Origin of the sequence: Bradyrhizobium sp. SZCCHNR1015 (assembly GCF_032489875.1) — a bacterium.
Classification (GTDB): Bacteria; Pseudomonadota; Alphaproteobacteria; order Rhizobiales; family Xanthobacteraceae; genus Bradyrhizobium.
In genome coordinates this window covers 127274-144244 of the sequence record NZ_JAUEYW010000015.1, presented here as the reverse complement: position 1 = coordinate 144244, position 16971 = coordinate 127274, and the positions used below count along the sequence as shown (strand labels likewise).

Genomic DNA, 16971 nt, shown 5'->3' with positions numbered 1-16971 from the left:
GGAAATCGGCATGTGTGAGAAACCGGCTTGCGGACCGCGGCACTTGCTGATTTGCAGCACCAAAGACGACATCTGGTAGTCCGGCGCCGTCATTCGCCCGCTTGCGGGCGACTCCAGCGAATGACGGTGCCATAGGTCACACGAGCTCATCCACTCATTCCGGCTCGCGCAGCCTTGGACGACGTTTGCATGACGCCCCGCGGCGAGGGGGATGCGAACGTCCCATCCGCTGCACGGGCCGGGCAGCAGCGACGCCGGGGGGCGTATGGTCATATCGGTTACACAATCGGCGGCGGCCGCGAAGATCGAGCTTCAGGCCCGCCCGCGCGCCCGGGCGCGCAACGCCGCGCTCGATCACGCCCGGACATTCCTGACGCTGGTGGTGCTGCTCCACCACGCCGTGATTCCCTATACCTATTTCGGGCACACCGATCCGACGTTCTTCCTCGGCTTCGATGCCATCGTGCTGGCCACCGACAGCTTCTTCATGGCCATGTTCTTCTTTCTGTCGGGCCTGTTCGTGTGGTCGGGCCTTGCTCACAAGTCGACGCTGCAGTTCCTGCGTGACCGGCTATTGCGCCTTGGCCTGCCGTTCGCCATCGCAGCCCTGACCGTCATTCCGCTTGCCTATTACGCGATCGAGCTGCGCGCCAATCCGGACGCCACCTTCGCTGCCTTCTGGTGGAAGACGGTCACGGTCGGTCCATGGCCGAGCGGGCCGATCTGGTTCATCTGGGTGCTGCTGGCGTTCGACACCTCGGCAGCCCTTTTGTACCGCGTCTCGCCACGCCTGCTGGATCCGATCAATCGGCTGTCGCAGCGCGCCTTCGAGCATCCGCGCGACTTCTTCTTTGCCTTCCTGCTGATCACAGGCGGACTCTACATCCCGTCCCGGCTCTATTTCGGCCCGACGTTCTGGTTTGAAGCCGGACCGCTCTCGGTGCAGGCCAGCCGCGTCCTGCTCTACGCCGCCTATTTCTACGTCGGGGCTGGCATCGGCTCGGCCAATGTCGAACGTGGCCTGCTGGCCGCAGAAGGGCAGATGTCGCAGCGCGGACTCGGGGCCTGGATCGTGGTTACGCTGGTGCCCTATGCGCTGCTCTGGGTGCTCATCACGATCAAGCGCCAGGTGCTGGGCAATCCCCCCGTGTTGCCGCAATGGTACGAGGCAGCCTATGGCTTCCTGTTCGTCATCTTCAGCGCCGCGATCCTGTTTGCGATCCTGTCCTATTTCCTCAACAACCGCCGCTCGGAATTCTCCGTGCTCGATCGCATGCAGGCCGACGCCTATGGCATGTTCCTGGTGCACTATCCGATCGTGCTGTGGATCCAGTACTGGCTGTTCGACTTCGGCCTGCCGGCCATCGCCAAGGCCACGATCGCCTTTGTCGGCAGCATGCTGCTGAGCTGGGGCGCGACCTGGGTGCTCAGGCAGATTCCGGGGGCGAAGAACGTGTTGTAGGACGGTCCTGCCTCCTCCGTCATTGCAAGGAGCGCAGCGACGACGCAATCCAACCTCCCGCCGGAGCTCTGGATTGCGTCGCTGCGCTCGCAATGAGCGCGTGGAAAGGCACCGCGCTGACAACGTACTCCGCTGTCGTCCTGCGAACGCAGGGACCCATAACCGCAAGATCTTGTTGTTGGCGCAGGTCAACGACCAGTCCCGCCGACTACTCCGTACACCGAGTGGGTCCCGGATCGGCGCCACGTCGGCGCGGTGCGCCGCCGTGGCTTGTCCGGGACGACAACGGTGTGTCAGGCAGCCGCCCCGCCCATATATTCTGGTAGCCAGCTCTCGAACCGGCTCTTCAGCGTATCCACTTCCACCGAGGCCTCGCCGGCGATCGCCAGCGCAGTGCCGCCTGTCGTGCCGATGCGCGTGCACGGCACGCCGGCGCCGCGCATCTTGGCGAGCACGCGGCCGGCCTCGGTCTCCGGCACCGTCACGAGATAGCGCGCCTGGTCCTCGCCGAACCAATAGGCATGTGGCACGATCGAGGCAGGCGCGGCCAGCAGCCGCGCGCCGATGCCGGAGGCCATCGCCATCTCGGCGAGCGCGACGAGCAGACCACCGTCGGCCAGATCATGCGCAGCCGTCGCCGTGCCCGCATGGATCATGCCGCGCACGACATCGCCGATGCGCTTCTCCGCGGCCAGGTCGACCGGCGGCGGAGCGCCCTCCTCGCGGCCGCAGACGTCGCGCAGGTAGACCGACTGGCCGAGCCAGCCATGGGTCTCGCCGATCAGCAGGATCGCCTCGCCCTCGGCCTTGAAGGCGATGCTCGCCGACTTGGTGAAATCATCGAGCAGGCCGACGCCGCCGATCGAGGGCGTCGGCAGGATCGCGCGGCCGTTGGTCTCGTTGTAGAGCGAGACGTTCCCGGAGACGACGGGGAAGTCGAGCGCGCGACAGGCCTCCGAAATGCCCTTCAGGCAGCCAACGAACTGGCCCATGATCTCGGGCCGTTCCGGGTTGCCGAAATTGAGATTGTCGGTGATCGCAAGCGGCCGGCCACCGACCGCGGTGATGTTGCGCCAGGCTTCGGCGACGGCCTGCTTGCCCCCCTCGAACGGGTCGGCCTCGCAATAGCGCGGCGTGACGTCGACGGTGAGCGCCAGCCCCTTCGGCCCGTCCTGCACGCGCACCACGGCGGCATCGCCGCCCGGGCGCTGCACGGTGTTGCCGAGGATCACATGGTCGTACTGCTCCCAGATCCAACGCTTGGAGCACAGATCGGGCGTTGCGACGAGCTTCTCCAACGCCGGGATGATGGCCAGGGGCGCCTTGACCTCGCGGGCGTGGATCACCGGCAGCGCCGATGAGGCCACGTGCGGGCGATCATACAGCGGCGCCTCGTCGCCGAGCTCCTTGATCGGCAGGTCGGCCATGACGTCGCCGCCATGCTTCACCACGAACCGCTTGCTCGGCGTGGTGTAGCCGACCACCGCGAAATCGAGCCCCCACTTGCGGAAGATCGCTTCCGCCTCCTTCTCCTTCTCCGGCTTCAGCACCATGAGCATGCGCTCCTGACTCTCGGAGAGCATCATCTCGTAGGCGCTCATGCCGATCTCGCGGGTCGGCACGGCATCGAGATCGAGATCGACGCCGAGGTCGCCCTTGGCGCCCATCTCGACCGCCGAGCAGGTCAGCCCGGCCGCGCCCATGTCCTGGATCGCGATCACGCAGTCGGCGGCCATGATCTCGAGGCACGCTTCGAGCAGCAGCTTCTCGGCGAAAGGATCCCCGACCTGCACCGTCGGGCGCTTCTCCTCCGAGGAGTCGTCGAATTCGGCCGAGGCCATCGAGGCGCCGTGGATGCCGTCGCGGCCGGTCTTGGAGCCGAGATAGACGATCGGCATGTTCACGCCGGAGGCGGCCGCATAGAAGATCTTGTCGGCGTCGGCGAGGCCGACCGCCATCGCGTTGACCAGGATGTTGCCGTCATAGCGGGTGTGGAAGCGGGTCTGGCCGCCGACCGTCGGAACGCCAAACGAGTTGCCATAGCCGCCGATGCCGGCCACCACCCCGGACACCAGATGCCGCGTCTTCGGATGCTCCGGCGCGCCGAACGACAGCGCGTTCAGGCAGGCGATCGGGCGTGCGCCCATGGTGAACACGTCGCGCAGGATGCCGCCGACGCCGGTCGTGGCACCCTGGTACGGCTCGATGTAGCTCGGATGGTTGTGGCTCTCCATCTTGAACACGACCGCCTGGCCGTCGCCGATGTCGATCACGCCGGCGTTCTCGCCGGGGCCCTGGATCACCCAGGGCGCCTTGGTCGGCAGGCCCTTGAGATGGATGCGGGACGATTTGTACGAACAGTGCTCGTTCCACATCGCCGAGAAGATGCCGAGCTCGGTGAAGGTCGGGACCCGCCCGATCAGCTTCAGGATGCGCTCATATTCGTCGGGCTTCAGGCCGTGGGCGGCGACGAGCTCGGGGGTGATCTGCGGTTCATTGCGCATGGAGAAATGCCTTTGCCCCGTGGGCCGCTGGTCCCTTAAACCCTGCTTCATAGATACAGAGGCAGAAGCGGAAAAGGCCTTTTACGGCCCTATTCCGCCCTGTCCAGAGCTTTGGCCCGGACCCGCCAAGCGGGATATTTGCAGATTGGCGGCCAATCGGATTTAAGACGGTAAATCAACAGTTAAAGGCCCTTGCACGTGCACGATCTGACCCGTTCCGCCTTCGAGAACCGCCCCGGCATCCATATCGCGACCGACGGCGAGTTCGCCGGCTGGCGCACCTGGATGCGCGACAGCTACGAATCCCATACCGGACCGTTCTGGCACCGGATGGAGGACGACGGTTCGATCCGCTGCGCCTTCCGGGTCGAGAAGAAGCATTTGAACGGCGGCGGCAACGTCCATGGCGGCTGCCTGATGACCTTCGCGGATTACTGCCTGTTCGCCTTCGCCGCGCCGATCATGCAGGGCCCGGGCGTCACGGTCTCGTTCTCGTCCGAATTCCTCGACGCCGCGCGCGAGGGGGAATTGATCGAGGCCACCGGCGAGGTCACCCGCGCCGGCGCGTCGCTGATCTTCCTGCGCGGCATGCTGCATTCCGGCACCAAGCCGCTGTTCTCGTTCTCAGGGACCATCAAGCGCGTCAAGCGGCGGACGCCGGAGGCAGCGAACTCGCCGTAGCCTGATTTGATTTGTAGCCCGGATGAGCGCAGCGATATCCGGGATCTCACGCGCTCCCTCGGTGAACCCGGATGTCGCTGCGCTCATCCGGGCTACGGCCTCACCCCGCGAGCTGCTTCTCGGCGATCGATATCCACTCGGCCTGCGCCTTGCGCACATGGCGCGGGGCGCGCTTCATCTGGATCAGCAGCTCGGTGAATACGATCTTGGCCTCGTCGATGCGGCCGGCCAGCTTGAGCAGCAAGCCGTAGCGGACCTTCGCCTCGCTGCCCGGCGCGTAGTCCAGCAAGGCCTGGTACTCCTCCAGGGCCTCGTCGGTGCGGCCGGCTTCCTGCAAGGCGCGAGCATAGAGCAGATGCGCCTCGACCGAATTGTAGTCCGGCCAGGTCTTCTGCAGCTCGTCGAGCGTCGCCAGTGCATCCGCGGGGCGGCGGCGCGCGAACTGCGCCTTGGCCTTGCCGAGCGCGAACAGCGGCTCGTGGCCCATCGGCAGGCTCAGGATGTGATCATAATGCTGCTCGGCCTCGTCATAGCGACCGACGGCGACGCATTCCTCGGCGAGCGCGGCGCGGTTGGCAATCGTATCCGTCACGGCGACGCGATCCGACAACTCACGATAGTATTTCTCAGGGTCCAGCTTGTTGGCGACGCGCTTGCGCGCCTTCTGGACGTCGTGGCTGCCCAGCCATTCCGGCACCAGCTCGACGACGATGTAGGCGAGCGCGCCGATCAAGGGGACCAACAAGATGATGAACGCCCAGGGCTGCATCCGCCCGGTCCGCGACGCATGATAGATCAGCGAGATCTGAAGAAGTATAATGACGAGTGCAACCGGCACGGCGGTCCCCACGGCCAATCCCTACACGCCAACGTTGATAGCGTGGCCGCGCGCGGCCGACAATCCCGTCCGCGCCAGCTCAATTGACGAGGCCGGTTTGACGCATGAGGACAACGGCCGGTTCGAGCAGCGGAGCAAGGCTCGTTCGATGGCCGTACGGAAGGCGATCCTGTCGCGAAGAAGGGCGGAAGCGCGTCGCGCCCCCGCCCTCGAGCCGCCGTCGTATCGCCACGCCGCTATTGCTGCTGGTCGATGACCTGCACCACCTTCTGATCGCGCGGGTCGACCAGCACGACCTGCTCGCCGATCGCCAGATACTGGTAGTTGGCGAGCTCCGGATTGCTGCGCGCGAGCTCATCGGGCACCCGGCGCAGGCTCAGGCAGCTCGTTCCGGACGAGGTCGATGACGATGTCGTCGATCCGACGGTGCCGGTCTCGGTCGCGGCGCGGCGCAGGATCTGGCGCTGATCGTCGGACAGCACGATGCGGGTCGAGCTCACGCCGTAGCCGCCGCGCTCATAGCCGCGATCGGCGCGCATGCCGTCCTGGGGGATGACATCGACGATCTCGCGGCTGCGCGGATCGACGATGGCGATCTCGTCATGCACGACGGTGTACTCGTAGCCGCGATATTCCGGAACGATGGTGACGATGTCCGACGGCAGCGGACGCGGCCGCACGCGCTCGGGCAGGCGCTCGCCGACGTTGATGCGGATGTCGATGTCGGTGCGGGCACGGTCGAAGTCGTGATCACGCTTGAGCTGGTCGACCACGCGGGTCTTCTGTTGCTCGTTGACCGAAACCTGCGTGCTGGAGCGGGTGTTGTTGGTCTGGGTCTGGTTGCTGGCCTGCCCGGTCGCGTCCGGCTTGCCCGCAGCGGCACCGGCCGGACCGGTCTGCTGGTTCTGCTGCGCGGTCGTGCTCTTGCTGTCCGTTGCGCCCGGCTGATTGGCCTGCTTGCTGCGGCCGGTCTGCTTGTCGGCCGCCTGGTCCGACGTGCCGGCCTTGCGCTCGTCCTGGCTTTGCCGGCTCTTGTCGCTGCCGCTGCGCTCGGCCTCGCGGTCGGACTTGCGATCCGTGGCGCCCGACTTGGTTTCGGCGGCGCGATCCTCGCCCTTGCGCGGCTCGTCGGCGCGTCCCTGCTGTTGCTTCGACTCAGCCTTGCTCTTGCTGTCAGACTGCTTGCTGTCGGCCTGCGACTTGCTCTCGGCGCTGTCCTTGGCGTCGCGCTCGCGCTGTGCCGAGTCCGGCCCGCGCTCGCCCTTGCTCTGCTCCGCGCTCTGCTTCGCATCGTGCGCCGAGCGCTCCTGAGCCTGCTCGCGCGCGGCCGATGACGGCTCGCTGCGACCCTGCGCGCTCTGCTTCGCCTCCGACGCGCCGTGTTCCACGGCCGCGCCAGCGCTCTTGGCCTCGCTGCCGGGCCGGATCGCTTCGCGTGCGGTCGGGGCAGTGGCGCCACCCTCGCGCTTCATCTCGGACTGCGCCGATGCGGCACCTGATGCCGTGCCGATCGCCAGAATGATCGCGGCCGTTCCCAGCCAATGTTTCGTCGTCATATGAGAACCTCCTTGGTTCCTGTCCCGTGGAATCGGGCGGACAACGCAAACAGCCGCCGGGCGTTGCCGGACGGCGCGAGAAAAAACTACGGAACGATTTCGATGAACGGCGTCAGGCCGCGCGGTCGAGATGGGCGACGAGGCCGGCAAACAGGCCACGGCCGTCGGTGCAGCCCATGATGTCTTCGACGTGATTCTCGGGATGCGGCATCATGCCGAGCACATTCCCGTTCTCGTTGACGATGCCGGCGATCGAATGCGCAGCGCCGTTGATGTTGCTGAGGTCGCCAACCTCGCCATCGGCCGAGCAGTAACGATAGAGCACGCGCCCATCGCCATTGAGCCGCTTCAAGGTCTCCTCGTCGGCCGCATAATTGCCCTCGCCGTGAGCGACGGGCACGCGGATGACCTGTCCCGCATTGTAGCCGCGGGTGAACGGAGAATCCGAGCGCTCGACCCGCAGATGCACGTCCTTGCAGATGAATTTCAGCTTATCGTTGCGCATCAGCACGCCCGGCAGCAGGCCGGACTCGCACAGGATCTGGAAGCCGTTGCAGACGCCGAGCACGAGGCCGCCCTTGGCGGCGTGATCGCGCACCGCGTCCATGACCGGCGCCCGCGCCGCGATCGCGCCACAGCGTAAGTAATCGCCATAGGAGAAGCCGCCGGGGACGACGACGAGATCGGTGCCCTTCGGCAGCGACGTCTCGGCGTGCCAGACCATCGCCGGCTCATGGCCGGAGATCATGCGCAGCGCGCGCGCCATGTCGCGCTCGCGATTGATGCCGGGGAAGACGAGGATGGCGGATTTCATGCTTGCGACCTATTTGCTGGCTTCCTGCAGAGCCTTCTCGAATCGCGCGAGATTGGCTCGGCTGGCGTATTCGTCGTTCGACGAACTGATCAAAACGTATTGTGATGTAGCGCTGTCGACGATACCGGAGAGTCTGTGGCTCGTCGTTCGCACCTCGGGCGGCTCGCCCGAGAGCTCAGCGGCCATCTCATCCCACTTGCGCAGGATGCCCGGAAGCAGCGCCGAATGGGGCGGCTTGCTTTGGCAAACAAGCCGAGACCCAGGCACACAGTCGACACGTGCGCATACGAAGACATGCAGGCCGTTCGGTCCAGCGGTGTAGCGCCATCCGTCCATAGTGACCGGAGCCGCTGCGCTCGCCATCGATACCGATAGAAGGAGACCAACTGCCGCGACGCCCAGTCTGACTTCGTTTCGGCGGATCATGTCTCCCCCTCAGCGCCCTACCCCAGCAGCTCCACCCGGTAATTCTCGATCACCGTGTTGGCGAGCAGCTTGTCAGCGGCGGCCTTCAGGGCCGCCTCCGCCTGGGCCATGTCTGCGCCGGCGAGCTCGATGTCGAACACCTTGCCCTGGCGCACGGACGCGACGCCGTTGACGCCGAGCGATTTGAGGGCGCCCTCGATCGCCTTGCCCTGCGGATCGAGGATGCCGGATTTCAGCGTCACCGTGACACGCGCTTTCACGTCTTTATCCCTTTTAGCTCTTGACCAGGACCGGGCCGGAGCCCGCCGGACGCTCGTTCTCGATGAGGATGCCGAGCCGCTTGGCGACCTCGGTATAGGCCTCCAGAAGGCCGCCAAGATCACGACGGAAGCGGTCCTTGTCGAGCTTCTCGTTCGACTTGATGTCCCACAGCCGGCAGGAATCGGGGGAAATCTCGTCGGCGACGATGATCCGCATCATCTCGTTCTCGAACAGCCGGCCGCACTCCATCTTGAAGTCGACCAGACGAATGCCGATGCCGAGGAAAAGGCCGGTCAGGAAGTCGTTGACGCGGATGGCCAGCGCCATGATGTCGTCGATCTCCTGGGGGGTCGCCCAGCCGAACGCGGTGATGTGCTCCTCCGACACCATGGGGTCGTTGAGCTGGTCGTTCTTGTAATAGAATTCGATGATCGAACGCGGCAGCTGGGTGCCTTCCTCGATGCCCAGGCGCTGCGACAGCGAGCCCGCCGCCACGTTGCGCACGACGACCTCGAGCGGGACGATCTCGACCTCGCGAATCAACTGCTCGCGCATGTTGAGCCGGCGGATGAAGTGAGTCGGGACCCCGATGTCGTTGAGGTGCTGAAACAGGTACTCCGAGATCCGGTTGTTGAGGACGCCCTTGCCTTCGATCACCTGATGCTTCTTGGCATTGAAGGCGGTGGCGTCGTCCTTGAAGTGCTGGATCAGGGTGCCCGGCTCGGGGCCTTCGTACAGGACCTTGGCCTTGCCTTCATAAATGCGACGCCGACGGCTCATTGGGATGTACCGTGTTTTGTTGAAATCCATGAAATGGTGGGCTCCGGATGACTTTGGACAGGACCACGACGGAGCTGCCGCGAGGGCCCGGACGGACGGAAACAGAACAGGAACCGGGCCTGTGGGAAACCTATCTCATTGGTGTCCCGAGCACAATCGATCCAGACCTCGGGGGCGGAGTTTTACCGCCCTTCCCTGCGGCCTCGTACCCGTTGTATTGGCAAGATGTTCCAATTATTTAGGCGTGCGGCCACCGCCCCGCAACCGCCTGCGCGGTTAACCCTCTTCGGCAACACTGGAAGTTCCGACCATGACCACGTTCGACAAGCGCGAGGACGCCTTCGAGAAGCAATTCGCCCATGACGAGGAATTGAAGTTCAAGGCAGAAGCCCGCCGCAACAAGCTGCTCGGCCTGTGGGCCGCCGAAAAGCTCGGCAAGTCCGGCGCTGACGCCGACGCCTACGCCAAGGAGGTCGTCGCGGCCGATTTCGAGGAAGCGGGCGATGCCGACGTGCTGCGCAAGGTGCTGGGAGACCTCAACGCCAAGGGCGCCGCCGTCACCGAGGCGGACGTGCGCGCGAAGATGAGCGATCTGCTGTCGACCGCCGTGGCGCAGGTCAAGGCGGGACAATAACGGGCGAGTTGCGAATGGCGAGTAGCGAATAGGGCAAGAAGATCCCTATTCGCCACTCCCTATTCGCCTATTCTTCCTTGAAACCGTACTCCGGCACGTTGCCGCTGGCGCCGTAATATTTGTACGGCAGGAACTTGCCCGACATCGTGATCTTGACGCGGTCGCCCTTGGCATTGGGCAGGCGCTCCATCACCATGTCGAAATCGATCGCCGACATGATGCCGTCGCCGAACTCCTCCTGGATCAGCTCCTTCCACGCCGGGCCGTTGATCATCACCAGCTCGTAGAAGCGATAGATCAGGGGATCGGTCGGCGGCATCTGCACGCCCTCGCCGCGCATCGGCGTCTCGTTCAGCATCGCGATCTCGGACTTCGACAGGCCGAACAGCTCGCCCGCATTGGCGGCCTGCGGCTTGGTCAGCTTCATCTGGCCGAGAATGGCGCCGACGATCAGCACCTCGGAATAGCCACCGATCGTCTCGCAGATGTACTTCCAGCTCCAGCCCTTCTCGCGCTTGATGTCGAGCAGCTTCTCGGTGAGGTCGGATCGCTTCATGCTTGGTCTCCCTTGATGGATCTTCGTTGATGGGTTTCTTCCGTGCCTCAGCGGGCGACCGCCAGCGGCGTATCGCTCTCGACCGGCTTGGACGCTACGATCGCCGGCTCGGTGCGCCCGATCTTCACCACCGGCACCTTGCGCGGGTCGTGATCCGGCGTCTCGGCAGTGAAGGTCCTGCTGCGGCTAACCAGGAAATCGATGATGTGATTGCGTAGCGCGTAGTACAGCGGATGACGATGCAGGTCGCCGCGCAGCCGGTCCTTCGGCAGCGGGTTCTCGACGATCTCCGCCAGCACCGCGCCGGGACCGTTGGTCATCAGCACGATCTTGTCGGCGAGATAGATCGCTTCGTCCACGTCGTGGGTGATCATGAACACGGTCTGCCCGGTCTCGACGCAGATGCGGCGGACCTCGTCCTGCAGGGTGCCGCGCGTCAGCGCATCGAGCGCGGAGAACGGCTCGTCCATCAGCATGATCTTCGGCGTGATCGACAGCGCCCGCGCGATGCCGACGCGCTGCTTCATGCCGCCGGACAGCTCCGAGGGACGCTTGTGCTCGGAGCCGGCAAGCCCGACCAGCTCGATATATTTCAGCGCATGCGCCTTGACCTTGGCGCGATCCCATTTGCGCCATTTCGACGAGACGGCATAGGTGACATTGCCGAGCACCGTCCGCCATGGCAGCAACGCATGACTCTGGAAGATGACCGCGCGGTCGAGGCTCGGGCCTTCGATGGCCTGGCCGTCGACGATGACGGCGCCTTCGCTCCGTGCGTCGAGGCCGGCAAGAACATTCAGCACCGTGGTCTTGCCGCAGCCGGAATGCCCGATCACGCAGACGAACTCGCCGCGCGCCATCGCGAGCCACAGGTTCTCGAAGATCGTCGTGCTCCGCGCCCCGTCGTAGCGCTTGGCGATGCCCTCGATGGAGATGAACTTGTCTGAGGTCATCGAGCAGACTCCGCGAGGACGGTGCGCTCCCTCTCCCCGTTCTTCACGGGGAGAGGGTTGGGGTGAGGGGCAGCCGCACGAAAGGTGCCTATGGAAAGAGATGATTCGGGGCACACGCGCCGGGAGTGTCCGTGGATGGACCTGTACCCCCTCACCCGGATTGCATCTACGATGCAATCCGACCTCTCCCCGCAAGCGGGGAGAGGTAAGACGGCCGCTCTGCTTGGGATCACGACCGTCATCCCCCTACTCCGGAAACGTCACAAGCCGCGCGACACGGGCCAGGATCTGATCGAGCATCATGCCGACCAGACCGATCATCAGGATCGCAATGATCACGTTGGTGATCGAGAGGTTGTTCCACTCGTTCCAGACGAAGTAGCCGATGCCGGTGCCGCCGACGAGCATCTCGGCGGCGACGATGACGAGCCAGGCGATGCCGATCGAGATCCGCATGCCGGTGAGGATCGTCGGCGCCGCAGCCGGCAGGATAACCGTGAAGGCGCGGCGGAAATTCCCGACTTCAAGTGTGCGCGCGACGTTGATCCACTCCTTGCGCACGCTGGCGACGCCGAAGGCGGTGTTGATCAGCATCGGCCAGACCGAGCAGATGAAGATCACGAAGATCGCCGACAGGCTGGAATCCTTGATGGTGTAGAGCGCCAGCGGCATCCAGGCGAGCGGCGAGATGGGCTTGAGAATCTGGATGAACGGATCGAGCGCCTTGCTCATCAAGGGCGACATGCCGATCAGGAAGCCGAGCGGGATCGCGACCGCGACCGCGATCAGGTAGCCGAGCATGACCCGCCCCAGCGAGAAGGCGAGCTGGATGCCAAGCCCCTTGTCGTTCGGGCCATTGTCGTAGAACGGCCGCCGGAGATGCTCCCACAGCTTGGCGCCGACATCGAGCGGCCCGGGCATCGCCGACTTGCCTTGCGTCGCGGTCATGCCCATCAGCTTGGCGTATTCCGGGCTCATGTTGGCAGCCGTGCCGGTGCTGCGCGTGGCGATGTGCCAGGCGCCGAGGAAGACGGCGAGCAGCACGATTGAGACGACGGCGGCGCGCAGACGAAGTGAGGCGGTCATGCCGTCGCTCCACCACCGGCGTCATCCCTGCGAACGCAGGGACCCATAACCACCGAAATCAATGGATGGATAAGATTGTCGCTACTGCTCCTGCCACAAGCCAGGTTACGGCGTATGGGTCCCCGCGTTCGCGAGGACGACACCGGTGGTGTGGCCGGCAGCGTGCCCATCGCTCCCATCACGACGCCTTCTTGATCTTGAAGCTGGCAACGTAGTCGTCCGGCTTGGTCGGATCGAACGGCTTGCCCATCACCGAGAACGATTTGTAGGAGTCCTTCGGCGGCGTCAGGCCCATGTCGGTCATGACCTTGCGGGTGTCGGTGGCGAGATAGATCTGCTCGGCGACCGCCTTGTAGTCGACGTCGCCCTTGATCTGCCCCCAGCGCTTCATCTGTGTCAGCATCCACACCGCGAAGGACTGCCACGGGAACGGATCGAAATCGACGCGTTTCGGATCGGTCTTCACGCCGCCGAGGCCATCGGCGTAGGTGCCGGTCAAGACCTGCTCCATGACGGTCACCGGCGCATTGATATAATTCGCCGGAGCGATCGCCTCCGCGATCTGCTTGCGGTTCTCGGCCTTCGACGCGTACGCGGTGGCATCGACGATGGCGCGGGTGAGCGCCGCGAAGCTGTTCGGCGCCGTCGTGATGAACTCGCGGCTCGCCGCGAAGCTGCAGCAGGGGTGACCGTCCCAGATCTCCTTCGACAGCACGTGCAGGAAGCCGACGCCGTCGAAGATCGCCCGCTGGCAGATGTTGTCAGGCGCGAGAAAACCGTCGATGTTGTCGGCGCGCAGGTTCGCGACCATCTCCGGCGGCGGCACCGAGCGCAGCTGCACGTCGGTGTCGGGATCGATGCCGTGCTCGGCGAGATAGTAACGCAGCAGATAATTGTGCATCGAATAGTCGAACGGAATGGCGAACTTCATCCCCTTCCAGTCCTTCGGGTCACGCTTGTCCTTGTGCTTCATCGCCAGCACGATGCCCTGCCCGTTGATGTTCTCGATCGCGGGCACGGTGAACGGGATCGGCTGTGCACCGAGGCCGAGCGAGATCGCGATCGGCATCGGCGCCAGCATGTGCGAGGCGTCGTATTCCTTGTTGATGGTCTTGTCGCGGATCACGGCCCAGCCGGCGGTCTTGACGACCTCGACGTTCAGCCCGGCCTTAGCATAGAAGCCGAGCGGCGCTGCCATGATGATCGGCGTGGCGCAGGTGATCGGGATGAAGCCGACCTTGAGATCCTTCTTCTCCGGCGCGCCCGCTTCGGCGAAAGCTTCAGTCGCCGTCTTCAGCGGAAAGAATTGCGAGACGGCAGCGAGCGCGGTGGCGGCGCCGACCGACTTCAGGAACGCGCGGCGGGTGGCAGCTTGCGGAAACACCGCGCGCAGCACGGCGGACGCGACCACGTTCTCGTAGCGCTTCTCGGTGGACTCCGCCACGGGCTCGCAGCGCAGCGCCAGCATGGCGTGCTCATGTTCGGCCGGGCTGCGATGCTGGCCGCAGATACAACCAGCATTCACGCGTGAATCGGCATCGAACGGATCATCGAAAATCGACATGTGCTGCGCCCCTTTGTCACACCTGCGCTATCAGCGCCTTCGAACTGCTCATCCGGCCGCGTTTTTCAGCGGCCGGACGTGCTCAACATGCAGCTTCTATGCCGCCTTGCTGGTCATCGCCGGCATCGGAAGACCTTCCTCGATCGGCAGCGACGGATCGCGCGACCACTCGTTCCACGAGCCGAAGTACATCCGCACATCCTTCACGCCGGCGTTCTTCAGCGCCAGGAAGGTGTTCGAGGCCCGCGCGCCCTTGAAACAGTAGAGATACACCGGCGTGTCGACGGTGATGCCGACGGTGGCGCATTCGGCGAGGATCTCGTCCTTCGACTTGAAGCGCGGCCCCTCTCCGGTCGGCTTCATCATGCGGTACCATTCGAGCCAGACGGCACCGGGGATGCGGCCCTTGCGCGGACAGAAATCCTTGCCGTAGGGCGAGGAGGAATCGCCGATCCATTCGTCGACATCGCGGACGTCGAGGATCGCGATCGCGGGATTGCCGACGGCGGCCAGCATCGCCTTGGCGTCGATCAGGATGCTCCCCGCCTCCGGAACGATGCTGAACGATGCCTTCGCCGGCGACGGCACGTCGGTCGTCACGGGCGTGCCGGCGGCGACCCAGGCGTCGTAGCCGCCATGCAGCACCTTGATCTTGGGATAGCCGAGCATCGTGAGCAGGAAATAGCCGCGGCACGACTGGCCGAAGCCGGAGTTCATCGACTGCTCGTAGACCACGGCGGTCTCCGCGCCCGACAGGCCGGCGGCACCGAACGCGTCGGCAAACTTCGTCTTCAATTCCTCCATGCCTTCCGGGGTCGACGTCGCGAGATAGGTGAAGATCTCGTGGACGTTGACCGCGCCGGGAAGATGTCCCGCGGCATAGGCATCGGGATTGCGGGTGTCGATCACGACACACGGCTCGGTCTTGATGAACTCGGCGAGTTCGCCGGCAGTAATCAGAACGTCCGTCATGGCAGGCCTCTCCTGGTCTAAACTTCGTTGTTTGCCGTTCTCGCCGGCGTCAGCCGTCGGCGAGCATCTTGCGGAGCTGCTTGGTCGCGGGAGTCACGATCGCGACGAAATAGGCCTCGCGCAGGCGACGTTCGGCGCGATTGCCCTTGAGGTAGCCGCGCGCTCCGCAATGGAGCATCGCGGCATGAGCCGCAGCGACGCTGGCCTCGCCGGCCCGCAGGCGCAGCGCGACGACCTTGCGCCAGTAGGTCTCGTCGGTGTTGAACGGATCGCTGGCGAGGATGGCGGTCTCCCGTGCGAGCTCGTCGGCGAGCGCGCTGAAGTCGACCGGCTGTTGCGGCAGATAGCGGTTGACGTGACCGAGCGGCGCCTCGACCTCCTGCATGATCTTGATGCAGTCCTTGATCAGGCCGAGCGCCATGCCGGCCTGCAGCAGGATGAATCCGGCGCGGATCTTCTTGACGAAGGGACCGGCGGGATCGGCCAGGATCAGTTCGTCCGGCACGAACAGGTCGCGAAACTGGATGCCATAGGTGCCGGTGCCGTCCATCGCCAGGAACGGCTGGCATGGCTGCAGGGTCACCGCCGGATCGGAACAGTCGGCGATGAACATCACGATCTCGCCCGGCGCGTCCTCACGCTCGAAGATGGTGCCGAACATGTGGTCCGGTCCGAGGTTCGAGACCCAGGGCAGCACGCCGCGCACGACGTAGCCGCCCTCGACCTTGCGGCCCTTCAGCTTGAGCTTCTCGATGCCGAAGAAGCTCTTCATCGGATTCGACAAGCCGGTGCCACCGAGCAACCGGCCGCTCGCGGCGTCGTCGAGCAGACGGTCGACGAGCGCCTTGTTGGGCGAGTTGGCGATGTACCAGACCAGCGTGTTCTGGCACCACGCCATGAAGGCAGAGGCGCCGCAGACCTCGCCGATCGCGCCGATGGCGTCGATCGCGCAGTTGAGATCCGCCGCGCCATTGTCCGGCACGTGGCTGCTCCACGCGCCGACCTCGCCGAAGCGGCGGAGCACGTCGGCCGGGTACACCGTCCCGGCGTCGATGCCAGAGGCCAGCGGCGCGAGCTCCTTGCGCGCGATCGCCGTGACCTGCTCCACGGTCGACGGCACGGGCATCACGCCCGCGCTGTCGACTGCCAGATGCTGTCCGAGTGAACCCATGACGTCCTCCGCTACTCGCAGGCCCTCGGCCGATCAGATTCCGACTTCGAGATTGACGGGGCGGGTAAACGTGTTGGCGACCGGCGACCACTTCTTGACGTGATCGATCAGCGCCTTGACCTCCTCTTGCGGAATGCCCTCGCACTCCATGTCGACCTTGACGCGGACGTCGGTGAAGCCGACCGGCTTCTCGCTGACGTCGCCGGTGCCCCAGACTGCGGTGATGTTGAGATCGCCCTCGAGCTCCAGCTCGAGCTTGTTGACGATCCAGCCGCGATGCACCGCATTGGCGTGCAGGCCGACGGCCAGGCACGAGCCGAGCGCGGCGAGCGAGGCTTCCGACGGATTGGGCGCGGTGTCGTCACCGAGCAGCCCCGGCGGCTCGTCGACGATGTAGGGCGCGAGGTTGCGGATGTAGTTGGCGTGGCGGAACTTGCCCTCGGCGACGGTCTTGCACTTCAGGGTCTTGATGACCTTGGGGTTGGCCTTGCCGTTGACGATGAGCTGCTCGAGCCCACCTCTGTCGATGGGCGCGAGGCAGCCCGTCAGCGCCGTCTTCTGAACCACAGCGGTCATCTCATTTCTCTCCCTGGGATGAGGATACCGAACGGTCTGTATCCTGCACGAAGCGTGCCAGAGAGGCCGAAAATCAAAAGCCGGAGTGATCCTCGCGGCTTACGCGATCATCGCGGCAAGCGGCGACCCGCTGCGTC

The 16971-nt window shown here is 64.9% G+C and carries 17 protein-coding genes; 3 read left to right on the top strand and 14 right to left on the bottom strand.

Annotated elements, in window-relative coordinates:
* Positions 1-265 precede the first annotated feature (265 nt).
* Complete coding sequence (locus tag QX128_RS25085; RefSeq protein WP_316183080.1) at positions 266-1462, top strand: acyltransferase; 1197 nt, start codon at positions 266-268, stop codon at positions 1460-1462.
* A gap of 293 nt (positions 1463-1755) precedes the next feature.
* Here QX128_RS25085 and purL read toward each other — a convergent pair whose 3' ends face one another.
* Positions 1756-3966 (bottom strand): phosphoribosylformylglycinamidine synthase subunit PurL, encoded by a 2211-nt coding sequence (gene purL / locus QX128_RS25080; RefSeq protein ID WP_316183079.1) that lies wholly within the window; start codon positions 3964-3966, stop codon positions 1756-1758.
* A gap of 198 nt (positions 3967-4164) precedes the next feature.
* Here purL and QX128_RS25075 point away from each other — a divergent pair, with 198 nt between their 5' ends.
* Complete coding sequence (locus QX128_RS25075; protein WP_315801205.1) at positions 4165-4647, top strand: PaaI family thioesterase; 483 nt, start codon at positions 4165-4167, stop codon at positions 4645-4647.
* 100 nt (positions 4648-4747) lie between these two features.
* Here the strand turns inward: QX128_RS25075 and QX128_RS25070 are convergent, their stop codons facing one another.
* The 6 genes from QX128_RS25070 to purC all read right to left on the bottom strand — a co-directional run bounded on the left by QX128_RS25070 (position 4748) and on the right by purC (position 9322).
* Positions 4748-5485: a tetratricopeptide repeat protein gene (locus QX128_RS25070; RefSeq protein WP_316215930.1), complete on the bottom strand. Its 738-nt coding sequence runs from the start codon at positions 5483-5485 to the stop codon at positions 4748-4750.
* 236 nt (positions 5486-5721) lie between these two features.
* Positions 5722-6957: a DUF1236 domain-containing protein gene (locus tag QX128_RS25065; RefSeq protein ID WP_316238866.1), complete on the bottom strand. Its 1236-nt coding sequence runs from the start codon at positions 6955-6957 to the stop codon at positions 5722-5724.
* A 196-nt stretch (positions 6958-7153) separates the two neighbouring features.
* Positions 7154-7855 (bottom strand): phosphoribosylformylglycinamidine synthase subunit PurQ, encoded by a 702-nt coding sequence (purQ, locus tag QX128_RS25060; RefSeq protein WP_315801206.1) that lies wholly within the window; start codon positions 7853-7855, stop codon positions 7154-7156.
* A 9-nt stretch (positions 7856-7864) separates the two neighbouring features.
* Complete coding sequence (locus tag QX128_RS25055) at positions 7865-8281, bottom strand: hypothetical protein (RefSeq protein ID WP_315801207.1); 417 nt, start codon at positions 8279-8281, stop codon at positions 7865-7867.
* Between the two features lie 17 nt (positions 8282-8298).
* Positions 8299-8541 carry a phosphoribosylformylglycinamidine synthase subunit PurS gene (gene purS, locus QX128_RS25050; protein WP_316238805.1) on the bottom strand — a complete coding sequence of 81 codons (243 nt, stop codon included), beginning with the start codon at positions 8539-8541 and terminating at the stop codon, positions 8299-8301.
* 13 nt (positions 8542-8554) lie between these two features.
* Positions 8555-9322 carry a phosphoribosylaminoimidazolesuccinocarboxamide synthase gene (gene purC, locus QX128_RS25045; protein ID WP_016843454.1) on the bottom strand — a complete coding sequence of 256 codons (768 nt, stop codon included), beginning with the start codon at positions 9320-9322 and terminating at the stop codon, positions 8555-8557.
* A gap of 310 nt (positions 9323-9632) precedes the next feature.
* On the opposite strand from purC, the gene QX128_RS25040 reads away from it, so the two are divergent.
* Positions 9633-9956 carry a DUF1476 domain-containing protein gene (locus QX128_RS25040; RefSeq protein WP_316238804.1) on the top strand — a complete coding sequence of 108 codons (324 nt, stop codon included), beginning with the start codon at positions 9633-9635 and terminating at the stop codon, positions 9954-9956.
* 67 nt (positions 9957-10023) lie between these two features.
* Here the strand turns inward: QX128_RS25040 and cynS are convergent, their stop codons facing one another.
* The 7 genes from cynS to QX128_RS25005 all read right to left on the bottom strand — a co-directional run bounded on the left by cynS (position 10024) and on the right by QX128_RS25005 (position 16834).
* Positions 10024-10512, bottom strand: coding sequence for a cyanase (gene cynS / locus QX128_RS25035; protein ID WP_315779742.1), 489 nt, complete (start codon positions 10510-10512; stop codon positions 10024-10026).
* A 47-nt stretch (positions 10513-10559) separates the two neighbouring features.
* Positions 10560-11465, bottom strand: a complete 906-nt coding sequence (locus QX128_RS25030; protein ID WP_316238803.1) for an ABC transporter ATP-binding protein — start codon at positions 11463-11465, stop codon at positions 10560-10562.
* Between the two features lie 246 nt (positions 11466-11711).
* Complete coding sequence (gene ntrB, locus QX128_RS25025) at positions 11712-12551, bottom strand: nitrate ABC transporter permease (protein ID WP_316215927.1); 840 nt, start codon at positions 12549-12551, stop codon at positions 11712-11714.
* Between the two features lie 178 nt (positions 12552-12729).
* Entirely contained in the window at positions 12730-14115 is a 1386-nt protein-coding gene (locus QX128_RS25020; protein WP_316238802.1) for a CmpA/NrtA family ABC transporter substrate-binding protein, read from the bottom strand.
* Between the two features lie 96 nt (positions 14116-14211).
* Positions 14212-15087 (bottom strand): sulfurtransferase, encoded by an 876-nt coding sequence (locus tag QX128_RS25015; protein ID WP_316238801.1) that lies wholly within the window; start codon positions 15085-15087, stop codon positions 14212-14214.
* Between the two features lie 49 nt (positions 15088-15136).
* Entirely contained in the window at positions 15137-16258 is a 1122-nt protein-coding gene (locus QX128_RS25010) for an acyl-CoA dehydrogenase family protein (protein ID WP_316238800.1), read from the bottom strand.
* A 33-nt stretch (positions 16259-16291) separates the two neighbouring features.
* Positions 16292-16834, bottom strand: a complete 543-nt coding sequence (locus QX128_RS25005) for an OsmC family protein (RefSeq protein WP_315801216.1) — start codon at positions 16832-16834, stop codon at positions 16292-16294.
* Between the last annotated feature and the right edge of the window lie 137 nt (positions 16835-16971).

Coding starts and splice junctions, on each gene's coding strand:
- QX128_RS25040 (WP_316238804.1), top strand. CDS start 9,633: ATGACCACGTTCGACAAGCGCGAGGACGCCTTCGAGAAGCAATTCGCC.
- purQ (WP_315801206.1), bottom strand. CDS start 7,855: ATGAAATCCGCCATCCTCGTCTTCCCCGGCATCAATCGCGAGCGCGAC.
- QX128_RS25010 (WP_316238800.1), bottom strand. CDS start 16,258: ATGGGTTCACTCGGACAGCATCTGGCAGTCGACAGCGCGGGCGTGATG.
- purC (WP_016843454.1), bottom strand. CDS start 9,322: ATGAGCCGTCGGCGTCGCATTTATGAAGGCAAGGCCAAGGTCCTGTAC.
- QX128_RS25015 (WP_316238801.1), bottom strand. CDS start 15,087: ATGACGGACGTTCTGATTACTGCCGGCGAACTCGCCGAGTTCATCAAG.
- QX128_RS25055 (WP_315801207.1), bottom strand. CDS start 8,281: ATGATCCGCCGAAACGAAGTCAGACTGGGCGTCGCGGCAGTTGGTCTC.
- QX128_RS25085 (WP_316183080.1), top strand. CDS start 266: ATGGTCATATCGGTTACACAATCGGCGGCGGCCGCGAAGATCGAGCTT.
- cynS (WP_315779742.1), bottom strand. CDS start 10,512: ATGAAGCGATCCGACCTCACCGAGAAGCTGCTCGACATCAAGCGCGAG.
- QX128_RS25065 (WP_316238866.1), bottom strand. CDS start 6,957: ATGAAGCGCGAGGGTGGCGCCACTGCCCCGACCGCACGCGAAGCGATC.
- purL (WP_316183079.1), bottom strand. CDS start 3,966: ATGCGCAATGAACCGCAGATCACCCCCGAGCTCGTCGCCGCCCACGGC.
- QX128_RS25005 (WP_315801216.1), bottom strand. CDS start 16,834: ATGACCGCTGTGGTTCAGAAGACGGCGCTGACGGGCTGCCTCGCGCCC.
- ntrB (WP_316215927.1), bottom strand. CDS start 12,551: ATGACCGCCTCACTTCGTCTGCGCGCCGCCGTCGTCTCAATCGTGCTG.
- QX128_RS25030 (WP_316238803.1), bottom strand. CDS start 11,465: ATGACCTCAGACAAGTTCATCTCCATCGAGGGCATCGCCAAGCGCTAC.
- QX128_RS25020 (WP_316238802.1), bottom strand. CDS start 14,115: ATGTCGATTTTCGATGATCCGTTCGATGCCGATTCACGCGTGAATGCT.